The 16,235-nt window shown below is 56.8% G+C and carries 12 protein-coding genes; 5 read left to right on the top strand and 7 right to left on the bottom strand.

What is annotated here, in order from left to right:
- Positions 1–204 precede the first annotated feature (204 nt).
- From BN873_RS13760 to BN873_RS13750, 3 genes are all read left to right on the top strand, one after another.
- The gene (locus tag BN873_RS13760) at positions 205–2,016 is read left to right on the top strand and encodes an RNB domain-containing ribonuclease (protein ID WP_048674665.1); all 1,812 of its coding nucleotides are present in this window, start codon (positions 205–207) and stop codon (positions 2,014–2,016) included.
- 180 nt (positions 2,017–2,196) lie between these two features.
- Positions 2,197–4,083, top strand: coding sequence for an MFS transporter (locus BN873_RS13755; protein WP_048674663.1), 1,887 nt, complete (start codon positions 2,197–2,199; stop codon positions 4,081–4,083).
- Between the two features lie 19 nt (positions 4,084–4,102).
- The gene (locus tag BN873_RS13750) at positions 4,103–4,444 is read left to right on the top strand and encodes a DUF4124 domain-containing protein (RefSeq protein ID WP_048674661.1); all 342 of its coding nucleotides are present in this window, start codon (positions 4,103–4,105) and stop codon (positions 4,442–4,444) included.
- Positions 4,445–4,548: 104 nt separating this feature from the next.
- On the opposite strand, the gene BN873_RS13745 is transcribed toward BN873_RS13750, so the two are convergent.
- The 4 genes from BN873_RS13745 to BN873_RS13730 all read right to left on the bottom strand — a co-directional run bounded on the left by BN873_RS13745 (position 4,549) and on the right by BN873_RS13730 (position 8,032).
- Entirely contained in the window at positions 4,549–5,103 is a 555-nt protein-coding gene (locus tag BN873_RS13745) for a cache domain-containing protein (protein WP_048674658.1), read from the bottom strand.
- Between the two features lie 57 nt (positions 5,104–5,160).
- Positions 5,161–5,733 (bottom strand): acetate uptake transporter, encoded by a 573-nt coding sequence (locus BN873_RS13740; RefSeq protein WP_048674655.1) that lies wholly within the window; start codon positions 5,731–5,733, stop codon positions 5,161–5,163.
- 153 nt (positions 5,734–5,886) lie between these two features.
- Positions 5,887–7,707, bottom strand: coding sequence for a translational GTPase TypA (typA, locus tag BN873_RS13735; RefSeq protein WP_048674652.1), 1,821 nt, complete (start codon positions 7,705–7,707; stop codon positions 5,887–5,889).
- A gap of 109 nt (positions 7,708–7,816) precedes the next feature.
- Complete coding sequence (locus BN873_RS13730; RefSeq protein ID WP_048674650.1) at positions 7,817–8,032, bottom strand: cold-shock protein; 216 nt, start codon at positions 8,030–8,032, stop codon at positions 7,817–7,819.
- Between the two features lie 254 nt (positions 8,033–8,286).
- Here BN873_RS13730 and hrpA point away from each other — a divergent pair, with 254 nt between their 5' ends.
- Complete coding sequence (gene hrpA, locus BN873_RS13725; RefSeq protein ID WP_242434439.1) at positions 8,287–12,162, top strand: ATP-dependent RNA helicase HrpA; 3,876 nt, start codon at positions 8,287–8,289, stop codon at positions 12,160–12,162.
- A 70-nt stretch (positions 12,163–12,232) separates the two neighbouring features.
- Here the strand turns inward: hrpA and ubiT are convergent, their stop codons facing one another.
- The 3 genes from ubiT to trxA all read right to left on the bottom strand — a co-directional run bounded on the left by ubiT (position 12,233) and on the right by trxA (position 14,571).
- Entirely contained in the window at positions 12,233–12,745 is a 513-nt protein-coding gene (ubiT, locus tag BN873_RS13720; RefSeq protein ID WP_048674648.1) for a ubiquinone anaerobic biosynthesis accessory factor UbiT, read from the bottom strand.
- 41 nt (positions 12,746–12,786) lie between these two features.
- Positions 12,787–14,043 carry a transcription termination factor Rho gene (rho, locus tag BN873_RS13715; RefSeq protein ID WP_048674646.1) on the bottom strand — a complete coding sequence of 419 codons (1,257 nt, stop codon included), beginning with the start codon at positions 14,041–14,043 and terminating at the stop codon, positions 12,787–12,789.
- A gap of 198 nt (positions 14,044–14,241) precedes the next feature.
- Positions 14,242–14,571 (bottom strand): thioredoxin TrxA, encoded by a 330-nt coding sequence (gene trxA / locus BN873_RS13710; RefSeq protein ID WP_048674643.1) that lies wholly within the window; start codon positions 14,569–14,571, stop codon positions 14,242–14,244.
- Positions 14,572–14,848: 277 nt separating this feature from the next.
- Between trxA and BN873_RS13705 the strand changes: the two genes are divergently transcribed.
- Positions 14,849–16,120, top strand: coding sequence for a DEAD/DEAH box helicase (locus BN873_RS13705; RefSeq protein ID WP_048674773.1), 1,272 nt, complete (start codon positions 14,849–14,851; stop codon positions 16,118–16,120).
- The last annotated feature ends 115 nt before the right edge of the window (positions 16,121–16,235 follow it).

The raw sequence follows: 16,235 nt of genomic DNA, 5'->3' as shown, positions 1-16,235 counted from the left end.
AAGTTGTGTGGTTGCCAGTGTAATTTTTTATCCAATTCCTTGATTATTCTCATTTTTATGGACTTTGGATCGGGTTGTGATAAAGTCACGAACCACCGGTATCAGGTCTGACAATTATAATAGGGTTTTTAGTCGTTTTAGCAGCGGTGCGCCGATATTTTCGCGTTGAGCCGCACCGCCCATTCCCGGTTGCCACGAGTCGAGATGAACATAGCGCACAACAGCTTGGTGCTTTACAAAAGTGGCCCCGCCCGTGTCACCGCAATCGGCGACAAATTGGAGATCGTGTTAATTGATGGGCGGTCGCTGCGGGTCCGTCCCAAGGACGTGGTATTGCTGCATCCGGGTCCGCTGGCTGATCTGCGCGAGTTGGTAGCTCCCCCCGGCGAGATCGAAGCGGCTTGCGAGCTGCTGGCCGGTAGCCAGACCACCCTACCCGAACTGGCGGAGCTGGTCTATGGTGCCTATACCCCAGGAACTGCGTGGGCCGCTTGGCAGTTGGTGGATGAAGATTTGTATTTTCGGGGGCCATTGGATGCCATTGATGTCCGCCCGCTGACGGAAGTGGTGCCAGAGCAGGCGGCGCGGGCGGCGAAAGAAACTGAGCGGCGCGCATGGGCTGGGTTTTTACAGCGGGCACGGTTAGGCCAGTGCGCGCCGGAAGATGCGCCATATCTGCGAGAGATCGAAGAGGTTGCCTGGGGCCAACGCGAGCAAAGCCGAGTGCTTCAGGCGCTCGATTGGGAGCAAAATCCACAAAACGCGCACGCTGCGTTGCTCAAACTGCGGTATTGGGATAGCGGGATGAATCCCTATCCATATCGAATCGGGGTGCCGATGGTGCCGGCAGCGGCGGAATTGCCTGCGTTACCCGATGAACCACGCCGTGACTTGACTGGTTTGCCAGCGTTTGCCATTGATGATGAAGGCAATCTCGATCCTGATGATGCGCTGAGCCTGGATGGCGACCGGCTGTGGGTGCATGTCGCCGATGTTGCCGCCTTGGTGCAACCGGATTCTCCCGCCGATCTGGAGGCACGCGCGCGCGGCGCGACACTGTATCTGCCAGAGCAAACGATCCCGATGTTGCCGACGGCTGCGGTTGACCGGCTGGGCTTAGGCTTGGCGGACGTTTCGCCGGCGCTGTCGTTTGGCTTGCAGTTGGATGCGAGCGGCCAGGTAACGGGCCTCGACATCGTGCCCAGTTGGGTACGGGTGCAACGATTGAGCTACGCCGAGGTCGATCAGCGCCTGGCTGAAGAGCCGTTTTGTGCGCTTTACGCATTGGCCGAACGACATCAGGCTCGTCGGCGAGCGAATGGTGCCGTTTTTATCGACTTGCCGGAGATCAAAATGGCGGTAGCCGATGGGCGGGTCGCCATTGAACCGCTGGCGCGGTTGCGCAGTCGCACGTTGGTGGCTGAGGCCATGCTGATGGCCGGTGAGGCAGCGGCCCGCTTTGCGCGCGAGCGGTCGTTGCCGTTTCCCTACACTACGCAAGAAGCAACCTCGACGCCTGATCCGGCATCGACGGGTTTGGCGGCAATGTATGCGTTGCGGCGCACCCTGCGGCCGCGCCAGCATAGCAGCCAACCGAGTCCCCATAACGGGTTGGGATTGGAAATTTACACCCAAGTGACCAGCCCGCTACGCCGCTATCTGGATCTGGTAGCACATCAGCAATTGCGGGCGTTGGCGGTGGGTAGTGCCACGTTGAGTGGTCAAGCGATCATTGAACGGATTGCTGTCTCGGAAACGGCGGCGTTGGCGGTACGGCGGGCGGAACGCTTATCCCGTGAACATTGGACATTGGTTTACCTACACCAGCACCCCGATTGGCGAGGTGAGGGGGTGCTAGTCGAGAAACGACTACCGCGTTCCACCGTATTGCTGCCGGCGTTGGCGCTGGAGGCACGGGTCAAAGTGGCCGACAGCGTGCTACTGGATCATGTACTTACGGTGCGGCTGAATGGGATCGACTTGCCGGAGCGGGCCGCTTACTTCAAGGTGGGTTGAACAGACCTGTACATCGACTGGTAGCACGGTCTCAAAAACGCCGCAAACCTCAGCATAAGCCAGTTCCATTCAATATTGAACCGGTAGAAATACGTTTATCGCGAGTTCAGTAGCACGAGTTCAGGTAGCTGTATCACCTACACTTAACCGGGTTCTCCCAGCCTTGGAGTATCACACCGGATGGCTCACGACAATGAATTCACGCTGATGAAAGAACGGCGGTTCCTGCCGTTCTTCATTACCCAATTTCTCGGCGCGTTCAACGATAACGTTTTCAAAAACGCCCTAATTATTTTGATCGCGTTCCAGGTGGCCGCTACGGACTCGGCCCGAGCCAACCTGTTAATCAATCTGTGCTCTGGGTTGTTTGTCTTACCGTTCTTTCTCTTCTCGGCGACCGCGGGTCAACTGTCTGACAAGTATGAGAAATCGCGTTATATCCGCTGGGTCAAGGCCCTCGAAATTGGCATCATGTGTGGCGCGGCGGCGGGTTTTCTACTCAATAGCGTGGCCTTGTTGCTGGCGATGCTGTTTATGATGGGTTTTCATTCCACGCTGTTCGGCCCAGTGAAATACAGCATTTTGCCGCAACATCTCAAACCCCAGGAGCTGGTGGGCGGTAATGCCTGGATCGAGATGGGTACCAATATGGCAATCCTGCTCGGCACCATGCTGGGCGGGATTCTGATTGCTTGGCGGAACGGGCCTCTCTGGGTGTCGGTCGCAGTGATCCTGATCGCTGTCTGTGGGTTTCTGAGCAGTTTGACGATTCCACAGGCCCCGCCGGCAGCACCGAATTTAAAAATCAACTGGAATCCCGTGACCGAAACCTGGCGGATCTTGCAATTGACCCGCCAGAATTTCACCGTATTTCAGTCCGTATTGGGAATTTCCTGGTTTTGGTTTTTGGGCAGTGTTTATCTGGCGCAACTGCCGAATTTTACCAAGTTGACCCTGGGTGGTAGTGAGCATGTCGTGACGTTGCTATTGACGCTCTTCGCCGTCGGTATCGGTATCGGTTCGCTGTTGTGCGAGCGCTTATCGGGACGGATGGTGGAAATCGGTTTGGTACCTTTTGGTTCTATTGGCCTGACGGTGTTTGGGATTGATCTCTTCTTCGCCACACCGTCGTCTCCTGTGCCGAGCAGCGCTTTGTTGGATGTCGGGGCATTTTTGATGCAGCCGGGCAGTTGGCGAGTGCTGCTGGATATCGTGCTGATCGGTATTTTCGGGGGTATCTATATCGTGCCGCTCTACGCCCTGGTGCAACAGCGCAGCGAACCGACCCAGCTTTCTCGTGTGATCGCCGGCAACAATATCCTTAACGCTATTTTTATGGTGGCGGCGGCGCTCATTGCTGTGGTGATGCTCCATCAGGGCTTAACCATTCCGCAATTGTTGCTGGTGATGGCAATTTTCAACGCAGCGGTCGCGATCTATATCTTCACGTTGGTCCCCGAATTCCTGATGCGCTTTATGGTGTGGATTTTGGTCAATGTGGTTTATCGGTTGCGGACTGAAGGGCTGGACCGGATTCCAGAGCAAGGGCCGGCGCTGGTGGTATGCAATCATGTCAGTCTGATGGATGCATTGGTAGTGAGCGGCTGTTGTCGGCGCCCGATTCGTTTTGTCATGGATTATCAAATTTTCAAGAACCCGCTATTGAACTTTGTCTTCCGCACCGCAGGTGCCATTCCCATCGCTTCGGCGCGCGAAAATCCGGAAATCCTGCAACGTGCTTACCAGCGAGTCGCCGACTATCTGCGAGACGGTGAAGTGGTGGGTATCTTTCCAGAAGGGCGCTTGACGCCGGACGGCGAGATCGGGCCTTTCAAGTCCGGTATCGAGCGCATCCTTAAACAGACACCCGTTCCGGTGGTACCGATGGCCTTGCGTGGTTTGTGGGGCAGTTTCTTCAGCCGCCGCTACGGGAAAGCGATGAGCGGTTTTCCGCGCCGATTTTGGTCACGAATCGAGCTGGTGGTCGGCGAAGCGATACTGCCGGAGCAGGCAACCTCTGCGGTTCTGCGCGAGCAGGTCGTGGCGATGCGGGGCGATTGGCGTTGAATCCATTGAGGAGAACGTGATGGCGTCGGAAAAGTCATGGGTAGCCGCTGCGGGCCGATCTACCAAGCGATGGCGGCAACGTGGCGAGGTGCCGATTTGGGTGATCATTGGACTGGGATTAGTGGGCGGATTGGGTTTGTATTGGTATACCACACCCCGTGCCGCCCCGGCCTGGGTCCGTGGTTGGCTACCGACTGCGGAGCCTCCGGGGCAGAACAAACCGCTTTATCGCTGGCAAGATGCCTATGGGCGGGAACATGTCACCGACAAGCCGCCGGTCGGTCGGCCCTACCAAGTCGTTATTTCGCCACTGGATGCCAATGTGCTGCCCAGTTCGCCGAAGCGGGGAGAGGACCAATAGAAGCATCTGCCGGTTGCAGGGAAAGGAAAGGGGAGCATCGCTAGCGAAAAACCGCCATCAAAGGCGGTTTTTGTCCGGCGGCACATGAATCGCGGTGTACGTGCTTAGGGCGCGTCTTTTTTCGGCTGTTTGGCCTGGATGGCGAGCTTGTTCAGATCCTCAACGCTCATTTTGTCGTCGTAAATCCCAGACCCGACTTGAATGTCAGGTTTGAAAGAAACTTCCGCGCTGTGGACATAGGAGATCTTGCGGGAAGATTTGGCTTCGCCCGGTTTCGGCCACCAGTATTCAACCCAGCCGCCGTCAGCATTATCCCCAGCCTTGCACATATCCTTGAACAGGAAATGTTCCTTGTCATCCTTCATTTGCAAGATCGGCTTGCCGACCATATCGGGCCGCAACGGATGGGCGATCATCACATTGTCCCGACAGCTATAGACGAACACATAGCTGTCTTTCCATACCCAACGGGAATCCTTGTTGTTGTTGAAATCTGAGAAGCCCGCTAATCCTTTGTCTTTCAGATACTGCACGGCTTCATGGACTTTAGTGATGACTTCATCAGGTGTGGCGGTGCCGGGATCGGCAGCCCCCACCCACGTCGGCGCTGCGCTGCAAACCAAGGCAAGGCCGACGAAACTGAACATTATTTTCCGCATTTTGAAACTCTCCAGAAATTTGGTGGCAAATGACCCAACAGATTCATGATCTGGTTTTTAGGATACCCACGGCTTATACATGGGCAAAATGACCCGGCCATAAAGGCCATTCAAAATGATGCCCGCCAGCATGTACCAAGCCGCCAAAGCGCAAATCATCAATTCATAGCCGGCGACCACGGTCAGACCAGGATAACCAAAGTGTGCCAGATCCAGCAGGATGAAGCCGATCAGCAGCGTGGTAAAGGTAAAGGCCATCGCCCCGTGAATGCGCAGTGAACCGACCCAGAGGATGACGGTGAACAAGGTCCACGCGATCAGAAACCAGCCGACATCCTCGGTACCCGCCTTGAAAATGTCGAACTTGTTACCTAACAGCATGAAACACAGGGAAATCCAGAATGCCCCATAGGAAGTGAAGGCGCAATAACCGAAGTTATTTCCGGTCTTTTGTTCCTGCAAGCCGGCGATCAGTTGGGCCAGGCCGCCGAAAAAGAGGCCAAGCCAAACGACCGGGCCGATGCTGGGCATCCAGCCGACATTATGAAATTGCAGGACCAACGTGGTTAGACCGAAGCCAGCCAGGCCGATCACTGCCGGATTGCCAAGGGGGGGTTGTTGCTCTGACATCTTGATTCAATCTCCCGTAGTTTTTTTGCCGTATGGTGATTCCCTTAGTTGGGGTTCGTGTGTGGTAAATACGGCTTTTATTACTTTAACATCATGACAAGCCAGAGAGAAATTAAACGGGCCTAATTGTAGAGTAAGAATGACTCGGCAAAATCAGGAATTTTCCTTGCGTGAGGCTCGTTTGCGTTCATGTTCCAGTAACAGTTTCTTGCGCAGGCGGATAGATTTCGGCGTCACTTCCACCAGTTCGTCGTCGTCGATGAATTCCAGCGCCTGTTCCAGGCTCAAGCGTACCGGCGGGGTCAACAGGATGTTCTCGTCCGATCCAGCGGCGCGGATATTGGTCAACTGCTTGGCTTTGAGCGGGTTCACCACCAAATCGTTGTCGCGGGAATGGATGCCGACGATCATGCCTTCATAAGCCTCATCGCCGGGACCGACCATCAACCGGCCACGCTCTTGCAAGTTAAAGAGCGCGTAAGCGAGCACCTTGCCGGTGGAATTCGCAATCAATACCCCGTTGATCCGTGCGCCGATAGCCCCTTTTTTCATCGGGCCGTAACGGTCAAAAACGTGATAAAGCAAGCCAGTGCCGGATGTGGCGGTCAGGAATTCGGTTTGAAAGCCGATTAAGCCACGCGCCGGAATCAGATAATCCAGCCGCACCCGGCCCTTGCCATCGGGCTGCATATCCAGCAGATCACCGCGCCGTTCGCCGAGCTTTTCCATGATGGGGCCTTGATGCTGTTCCTCAATATCGACGGTCAATTGTTCGTAAGGCTCGCAGGCTTCGCCGTCCATCTGCCGCAGGATCACCTCCGGGCGCGACACCGCCAGCTCATAACCTTCGCGCCGCATGTTCTCGATCAGGATCGACAGATGCAATTCACCCCGGCCGGAGACTTTGAATTTATCCGGGTCGTCGGTGTCTTCGATCCGCAGCGCCACGTTGTGAATCAGTTCCCGATAGAGCCGCTCGCGCACCTGACGGCTGGTGACGTACTTTCCTTCCCGGCCAGCAAACGGCGAGGTGTTGACCTGAAACGTCATGCTCATGGTGGGTTCGTCCACCTTCAGCGGCGGCAGCGGATCGACAGCCGTCGGGTCACAGACCACATCGGAAATGCCCAAGCCATCAATACCGGTGAAGGCGATGATGTCGCCCGCTGAGGCTTCGGGAAATTCAATCCGCTCCAGCCCCTGAAAGCCGAGGATTTGCAGGATGCGGCCATTGCGGCGGTTGCCGTTCGGGTCGAGGATCGTGACCGGTGTATTGGTCTTGATCTTACCGCGCCGGATACGGCCGATGCCGATGACGCCGACGTAACTGTTGTAATCCAGCGAACTGACTTGCAGTTGAAAGGTTCCGGCGGGATCGACGTCGGGCGGGTTGACATGATTGATGATGGTCTCAAACAGTGGGGTCATGTCACCTTCGCGCACGGTCTCCTCCAAGCCCGCATAACCGTGCAGCGCCGAGGCATAAATCACTGGAAAATCCAGTTGTTCATCCGTCGCGCCCAGGCGGTCAAACAGATCGAAGGTGCGATCCAGCACCCAATGTGATCGGGCGCCAGGTCGGTCGATTTTGTTAATGACCACGATAGGGCGAAAACCCATCGCGAAGGCTTTCTGGGTGACAAAGCGGGTTTGCGGCATCGGGCCATCTACTGCATCGACCAGCAGCAGCACCGAATCCACCATCGACAACACCCGCTCGACCTCGCCGCCGAAATCGGCATGGCCTGGCGTATCGACGATGTTAATGTGATAGTCGCGCCAGTACAGAGCGGTGTTCTTGGCTAAAATGGTAATGCCGCGCTCCCGTTCCAGGGCGTTGGAATCCATCACCCGTTCGGGTGGCGCGGCTCGGTCGCCGAGCGTGCCGGATTGTTGCAGCAGTTTGTCAACCAGGGTGGTCTTACCGTGGTCAACGTGGGCGATGATGGCGATGTTACGAAGTTTTTCAATCACGAGACGGCTCTGTCGGGGTGAGGCGGGGTAGGCATTATAGCGAAGCCGCCAGAACGACGAAGCCCCGCACGGAGCGGGGCTTCGGCTGGTTAGGTGGGTGGAATCTGTTTTATTGTGCAGCCGCGAATTTTTTGACCATCGTGGCTTGTGGCCCTTTGGGACCGACTTTAACCTCAAACTCGACTTTTTGGTTTTCTGCCAAGGTTCGGAAACCCTGACCCTCGATCACGGAATAATGCACGAATACGTCATTACTACCGTCCTCCGGGGCGATGAAACCGAAACCTTTCGCTTCGTCAAACCACTTCACAGCACCAGTAGGCATTAAGAAAACCTCAAGACAAGCTATTTTTCTGCCGGGCGAGCGGTTGTGCCAGTGCGTTACAGGAACGTTAGCAGCCGAGAGCCGACGTCGGGCATTGTGAGGTCTTCAGCCTCTGCCCGTGGCGAAAGTACGGTAAAGCATTCCATTCCGCAAGCAAATTTTGTGTGCTTTTGCACACGCTTAGTGAAAAAATGCGTGCCGATTTGAAGCTGGCTCAGTTTCGATTATTGCCTATCTATATTTTGAGTGATTGTGTGGAACCCCTTTTCCTTGCTCTAAAAATGCGATTGATGGATTGTGCAAGCCGTGATCGTAGCGGATTTACTGGCCGCTTGCGCGGCTTGCACCAGCGGGCGCGCGATGGAAAACCAGTAGATCGTGGCTTGGAACAGCTTCGTGCCGACATTGAGGCGTCTATCGTGCGTCTGCAAGAACGCCGCGCCGCGTTGCCCGCACCGGAGTTTGATGACAGCCTGCCGATCAGCGCCCACCGCGGGGCTATCGCCGCCGCGATCCATGAGCATCCGGTGGTGGTGATCTGCGGGGAGACTGGTTCCGGCAAAACCACCCAGTTACCGAAAATCTGCCTGTCACTGGGACTGGGTGTGGCGGGTTTGATCGGCCATACCCAGCCGCGCCGGATCGCCGCCCGCTCGGTAGCGGCGCGGATTGCGGCCGAACTGAAAACCACGGTCGGTGGCCAGGTCGGCTACAAGGTGCGCTTTTCCGACCGCACCGGGCCACAGGCTTTCATCAAGCTGATGACCGACGGCATCCTGCTGGCGGAAACCCAAGGCGACCGCCTGCTGGAACAGTACGAGGTGATCATCCTCGACGAAGCCCACGAACGTAGCCTCAATATCGATTTCCTGCTGGGCTATCTGAAGCGGCTGCTGCCCCGGCGGCCCGATCTCAAGCTGATTATCACCTCGGCGACCATCGACCCGACGCGCTTTTCCCGCCATTTCAACGACGCGCCGATCATCGAAGTGTCCGGCCGCAGCTATCCGGTCGAAATTCGCTATCGGCCGTTGATCGCGGTAGATGAGGATGAGCGCGACCGCGATTTGCAGCAGGCGATTCTGGATGCGGTGGATGAAGTCTGGCAGGCCGGGCCGGGCGATATTCTGATTTTTCTGTCCGGTGAGCGCGAAATCCGCGAAACGGCGGAAAGCCTGCGCAAGCACCATCCGCCCAATACCGAAATTCTGCCGCTGTACGCTCGTTTATCGGCTGCTGAACAGAACCGGGTGTTTCAGCCGCACGGTCGGCCCCGAATCGTGTTGGCGACCAACGTGGCGGAAACCTCGTTGACCGTGCCCGGCATCCGCTACGTGATCGACCCCGGCACGGCGCGGATCAGTCGCTACAGCCCACGCGGCAAGATTCAGCGTTTACCGATTGAGAAGATTTCCCAGGCCAGCGCCAATCAGCGCGCTGGCCGCTGTGGGCGGGTGATGGCGGGCGTCTGCATCCGGCTGTACGCCGAGGACGATTATCAGGCTCGCCCGCCCTTTACTGATCCCGAAATTCTCCGCACCCATCTGGCGGCAGTGATTTTGCAGATGAGCGCGTTGAATCTGGGTCGGCCGGAAGATTTTCCCTTTGTCGAGCCACCGGATTCGCGCCAGATCAGCGATGGCTTCCGGCTGCTGTTCGAGTTGCAGGCAGTGGATGAACAGCGGCGCATTACCGAGCTGGGTCGCCAACTGGCCCGATTACCGCTCGATCCGCGCTTAGGCCGGATGTTGTTGGCCGCGCGGCAGGAAGGTTGCTTGCATGAGGTGCTGGTGATCGTGGCGGCGCTGGCGGTGCAAGACCCGCGCGAGCGGCCGCTGGAGCGTCAGCAAGCGGCGGATGAGAAGCATCGCCGCTTTCGGGACGAGCACTCCGATTTTCTGGCGTTGCTCAAGTTATGGGAGTACTACCACGACCAAGCCCGGCAACTGTCCAAAAATCAATTGCGTAACCTATGTCAGGCTGAGTTTCTGTCCTTCGTGCGGCTGCGAGAATGGCACGACCTGCATCACGAATTGCTCGGTCTCACCACCGAAATGGGAATGCGGCTCAACGAAGAAGCCGCGCCTTACCCCAACCTGCATCGGGGGTTATTGACGGGCTTACTCGGTCATCTTGGTTTGAAGCAGGAAGAAAACGCCTATCTCGGCGCGCGGGGTCGCAATTTTTATTTGTTCCCCGGTTCCGGGCTGTTCAAGAAACGACCACGCTGGGTGGCGGCGGCGGAACTGGTGGAAACCAGCCGCCTGTACGCTCGCACCGTAGCCCGCATCGAGCCGGAATGGGTGGAAGGTCTGGCTGAACACTTGCTTAAGCGCAGCTACGCCGAACCGCATTGGGAAAAGCGCTCGGCCCAGGTGGCGGCGCTGGAGCGGGTTACGTTGTACGGGCTGCCGCTTATTGCCAACCGGCGGGTTAATTACGGCCCGCTCGATCCGGCGCTGGCGCGAGAAATTTTTATCCGCCACGCCTTAGTCGCCGGTGATTTTCATTGCAAAGCGCCTTTTTTTCAGCACAACCGGGAATTGCTGGCCGAACTGGAAGAATTGGAAACGCGCGCGCGCCGCGATCTGACGGCGGATGAGGAAAGCCTCTATCGCTTTTATGATGAGCGCATCCCCGAAGGCATCTACAGCGGCCCGGCCTTTGAGACGTGGCGCAAGCAGGCGGAGCGGGAGAAGCCGCGCCTGCTGTTTCTGGACCGGGCAACGCTGCTGGCAGCAGCCGGGCCAGTCAGCGACGCTGAACGCTTTCCCGATCATCTTGATCTCGATGGCCTGCAATTACCGCTAACTTATCGCTTTAGCCCCGGTGCCGACGATGACGGGGTGACGCTGACCGTACCGCTGGCGGCGGTCAATCAGGTTGATGCCAAGCGTTTGGATTGGCTGGTGCTGGGTTTGCGAGCCGAGCGGATGGCGGCGCTGTTAAAGTCCTTGCCGAAAGCGGTGCGGCGCAACTTCGTGCCAGTGCCGAATTATGTGCAAGCCTTGCTGGAGGTGATCGAACCCGGTGCGCGGAGTTTGACGGAGGCGATGACCGAACGTCTGGAGAAAATGACCGGAGTGCGAATTCCCGAAGACGCCTGGAACCCCGCTGCGGTGCCGGTACATTTGCGGATGCGGGTGCAAGTGGTCGATGTGGATGGCCAGGTGCTGGCGGTCGGGCGCGACTGGGCTACGATTCAAGCCGAACTGCGCGGCGAAGCTCGCCATCGCTTCGCCGCGCTGCCGACCCCGGAATTCGAGCGGGAACGCTTGCGGGACTGGGATTTCGGGGAATTGGCGGAAGACGTCAGCTTCATGCGTAACGGGATTCAGCTACGCGGTTATCCGGCCTTGGTCGCTGAAGCCGATGGTACGCTGTCCTTGCGCCTGTTGGATTCATTGGTACGAGCGGAAGCGGCAACGCGGGTTGGCTTGCGCCGTTTGCTCAGTTGGCGGTTGGGTGCGGCTTACAAGCAATTAGCGCGTGATTTGCCAAAGTTGCAGCAGATGACCCTGCATTACCTTGGCTTGGGCGTCCAAGAGGCGCTACGCGAGGATTTGTTAGCGGCGATTTTGGATCGTGCATTTCTTAATGATCAACCATTGCCGCGTGAACGGGCCGCGTTCGAAACTCTGCTAGAACGCGGCAAAACGCGATTGGCTGCGGTGAGGGTTGAGATTTGCGAGAGCGCCGCTGCAATTCTCGCCGCCTATCAGGAGGTGCGGCGCTTGTTGAACAATGATTCGCTGGGTGGGGAAGCGATAGAGGATATTCGCAATCAGTTGGCGTCCCTGATCTATCCGGGTTTTATCAACCAGACACCACCGGAATGGCTACCACACTTACCGCGCTATCTGCGCGCTATCCATTTACGGTTACAAAAGCTCCGACAGGCGCCAGACAAGGATCGCCAGCGCAGCAGTGACATCATACGCCTATCAGCACTCTGGCAACGGCAGGCCGAACGCAATGCCCTGGGCGAAAGGTACGATCTGGAATTGATACGCTTTCGCTGGTTGTTGGAGGAATTGCGGGTTTCACAATTTGCCCAGGAATTGAAAACCGTCATGCCGGTGTCGGTCAAGCGGTTGGAGGAGCATTGGGCCAGAGTCCGTCAGAATTGAATGGCGTCGCTGGCATTCTGATGCCTAATGTGAATCACCATCCCTGTTGTATCAGAGCGGTTTGTATGGCTTAGCGCCGGAATCGCTCGTAAGCACCTATCAGGTGATTGGTGGTATTCAACAGCACAGTCAACGGTCTACCCATGGCTTCAAAATCCATTCCGTCAAGCCAGTTCTTCAATTCCAATCCCAGCGCAGTATCACCTTCCATGACGACCCGTCGGTTGAAGAATAAGGTATCGGAATCCTCGCGGCGGGTGGCCAGCGCCATAAAGTCGTAGATCGTTCCGCTGATCGATAAATCCGGCTTTTCGCTGCTCTGGCAGGCGATGAAACCGGCAGGGCCGGCATAACGGATCTGATAAGTGATCTTGGCATCGCGCACCTGAATCGCCAGCACCCGATCCCGCAGAAACTCGAACTCTCCCTCACGAATGTACGTGGCCAACAGCCGATTCAAAGCCGTCATCAGCACAGTAGAATGGACGGAGCTGGGAATCAGGGAGAAAGGCAGGGCGAGCAATGAGGGCAGGGTCGGACGGCGCGGTGTTTGGAAATCAGCAGAGTCGGTGGCCGTATTCATGATCGATCAAGACCTGTTGAGAGCATGAGGAAGAGGCTGCATCAGCGTTTCATGGCCTCGAAGAATTCCTTATTGGTCTTATTAGCCTTAAGGCGTTCCAACATGAATTCCATCGCCTGCAACTCATCCATGGGATGCAGCAGCTTGCGCAAAATCCACATCTTCTGCAAATCGTCTGGATCGGTGAGCAATTCTTCACGCCGCGTGCCGGAGCGGTTGATATCGATGGCAGGAAAGACCCGTTTTTCGGAAATGCGCCGGTCAAGATGGATTTCCATGTTACCGGTGCCTTTGAATTCTTCGTAAATTACATCATCCATGCGCGATCCAGTATCAATCAGCGTGGTGGCGATGATCGTTAGTGAGCCGCCTTCCTCGATATTACGTGCCGCCCCAAAAAACCGCTTGGGCTTTTGCAAGGCATTGGCATCAACGCCGCCAGTCAGCACCTTGCCGGAAGCGGGCACCACGGTGTTATAAGCACGCGCCAGTCGAGTGATGGAATCGAGCAGGATCACCACATCACGCTTGTGCTCAACCAGTCGTTTGGCCTTGTCGCTGACCATTTCCGCGACCTGGGTGTGACGGGTGGCCGGTTCGTCAAACGTGCTGGCGATCACCTCACCACGTACCGAGCGTTGCATCTCGGTTACTTCCTCCGGCCGCTCGTCGATCAGTAGCACGATCAGATAGCATTCGGGGTGGTTGGTGGCGATGCTTTGCGCGATGTTTTGCAACATCATGGTCTTACCGGCCTTGGGCGGCGAGACGATCAAGCCGCGCTGGCCCTTGCCGATGGGCGCAATGAGGTCGATGACCCGCGCTGTAATATCCTCGGTGCTACCGTTGCCGCGTTCCAGGGTCAGCCGTTCGTCGGCGTGCAGCGGTGTTAGATTCTCAAACAGCACCTTGTTTTTGGAGACTTCCGGCGGTTCGAAATTGATGTCGCCGACCTTCAAAAGCGCGAAATAGCGTTCGCCTTCCTTGGGAGGGCGAATCTTGCCGCTCACCGTGTCGCCAGTGCGTAGATTGAAGCGGCGGATCTGGCTGGGTGAAACGTAAATATCGTCTGGACCGGCTAGATAAGAGCTGTCGGCCGAGCGCAGAAAGCCGAAGCCATCTTGCAAGATTTCCAACACGCCATCGCCGGAAATATCCTCGCCGCTCTTGGCCAGGGCTTTGAGGATACCGAAGATTACGTCTTGTTTGCGGGAGCGCGCCATCCCTTCGAGTTTGAGTTCCTGCGCGATAGCAATCAGTTCAGCGGGAGATTTCTTTTTAAGTTCGGTCAGATTCATGGAAGATAGGTGCTCGAAGCGACTGGCGCTGGCAAGAAGGCGCCGGTGGGGGAGGGGTCCAGGGTTCGCGTCTCGGAAAGAGGTCAGGAGCGGAATGGTGTCGGAAGCGATGGCTGAGATGGCGAGCGCGGCGTGGCGGTTAAGCTAGCACGGCCGCGAAACGGCGTCTACCTCTTGAGCAAACGCCGCGCTAAAACCTTAGCGTAAGCTGTTGTCGAGAAAGGCCACGAGCTGCGATTTGGACAAAGCGCCTACTTTGGTGGCTTCGACATTACCGTTGCGAAACAGCATCAGTGTCGGGATGCCGCGAATACCGTATTTAGGGGGCGTCTTCTGATTTTCGTCCACGTTCAGCTTGCAGATTTTAACGCGACCTGCATATTCTCCGGCAATCTCGTCCAGGATTGGGCCAATCATCCGGCAAGGGCCGCACCACTCAGCCCAGTAATCGACGAGGACTGGCTGATCGGCTTTCAAAACCTCGGCTTCGAAGGAGCCGTCGGTCACATGCAAAATATGCTCGCTCATGGGAAATACTCCAAATGTGAAATAATTAGCGAAGCGGTGGATCGCCGGTAGGGCGATTCAGAGCAGCGGGAACCGAAGAAATGGGGCTGGATCAGACGGATTTCAACGAACCGATTTCCGCGGGCGGCGTTAAAAACCATGATCCCCCGGCGTTCGACATAAGGATATTGTGGCAAAATATCGCACTGGGGAACACTTTTCTTTCAGTTTCACGTTGTCCGAATCGGGCATCTGGATTGATCCCCGCATCCTGTCGCCTCGGGATTATCATTTATTCATGCAAAAAGACCATTTGACTTCTGTGTTGTTTTCTTCACTCGGACTGAGTGATCCGCTGTTGGAAAGCCTGGAGGATGCCGGTTTTATTCACTGTACGCCCATTCAGGCCGCCACCTTGCCGCTTGCCCTGCAAGGTCAAGATATCGCCGGCCAAGCCCAGACCGGCACCGGTAAGACAGCGGCGTTTTTATTGGCTACCTTGCATTATCTGATGGAGACGCCCGCCGCTGACGATGCGGTTGGGCCGTGGGCCATGATCCTTGCGCCGACTCGTGAGTTGGCAGTGCAAATCCATCGGGATGCCGAACTGATCGGCCGCTACACCGGCCTCCGATTTGCCGCTGTCTATGGTGGTACCGGTTATGACAGCCAGCGCCGCCAGCTTGAAAGCGGGGTGGATGTACTGATCGGCACTCCTGGCCGGTTGATCGATTACTTCAAACAGGGGGTTTACCGACTCTCTGACATTGAGGTGGTGGTACTCGATGAAGCGGATCGGATGTTCGATCTGGGTTTTATCGCCGATATCCGCTATCTGTTGCGCAAGATGCCACCCCCCGGCCAGCGTATCAACATGCTGTTTTCTGCGACGTTGAGCAATCGGGTCATGGAGTTGGCCTATGAGCACATGAATGACCCACAGGTCATTCGGATCGAAACCGAGTATGTGACCGCCGACAAAGTGCGCCAGTCGCTATACCATGTTTCGGCCCATGACAAGATTTCCTTGCTGCTGGGCGTGCTGCACCAGCAAGATCCTAAACGCACGATGATTTTCGTCAACACCAAGCGCGCGGCGGATCGAGTGAGTGGCTACTTGCTGGGCAACGGTTACGAGGCAGAAGTCCTGTCGGGCGATATCCCGCAAAATAAGCGATTACGCTTGCTAGAATCTTTTCAGCGCGGTGAGCTGCCGATTCTGGTGGCAACGGATGTCGCAGCGCGTGGCTTGCACATCCCGGATGTCACGCACGTCATTAATTTCGATCTGCCGCAGGATCGGGAAGATTACGTTCATCGCATCGGTCGCACAGCCCGCATCGGCGCCAGCGGCGATGCAATTAGTTTCGCGTGCGAGGAGTATGTCTATTCGCTGCCGGAGATTGAGGATTTTATTGGCCAGAAGATCCCGACCCTGCCGGTGAGCGAAGAACTGCTCTTGGAATACAAACCGGCCAAGCGTCTGGAACGGCGGCGACCGCCGTTTTCCGGTGGTGAGCACCGCCCGCGTGGCCGCACGCCACACCGGCGACCGGCCAACCGCACTTGAACGCAACGGCGGCGTAGCGGCTACGCGGTTGCCCCAGACGGTGCTGGGCGGGCGATTCGCACTGCGGGGTTGCATGGCCACCATCGATGATTTCTCCAGGTGAATTGAATGACGT

Source organism: Candidatus Competibacter denitrificans Run_A_D11 (assembly GCF_001051235.1).
GTDB classification, from domain to species: domain Bacteria; phylum Pseudomonadota; class Gammaproteobacteria; order Competibacterales; family Competibacteraceae; genus Competibacter_A; species Competibacter_A denitrificans.
This window is presented reverse-complemented; position numbering and strand designations above follow the sequence as displayed.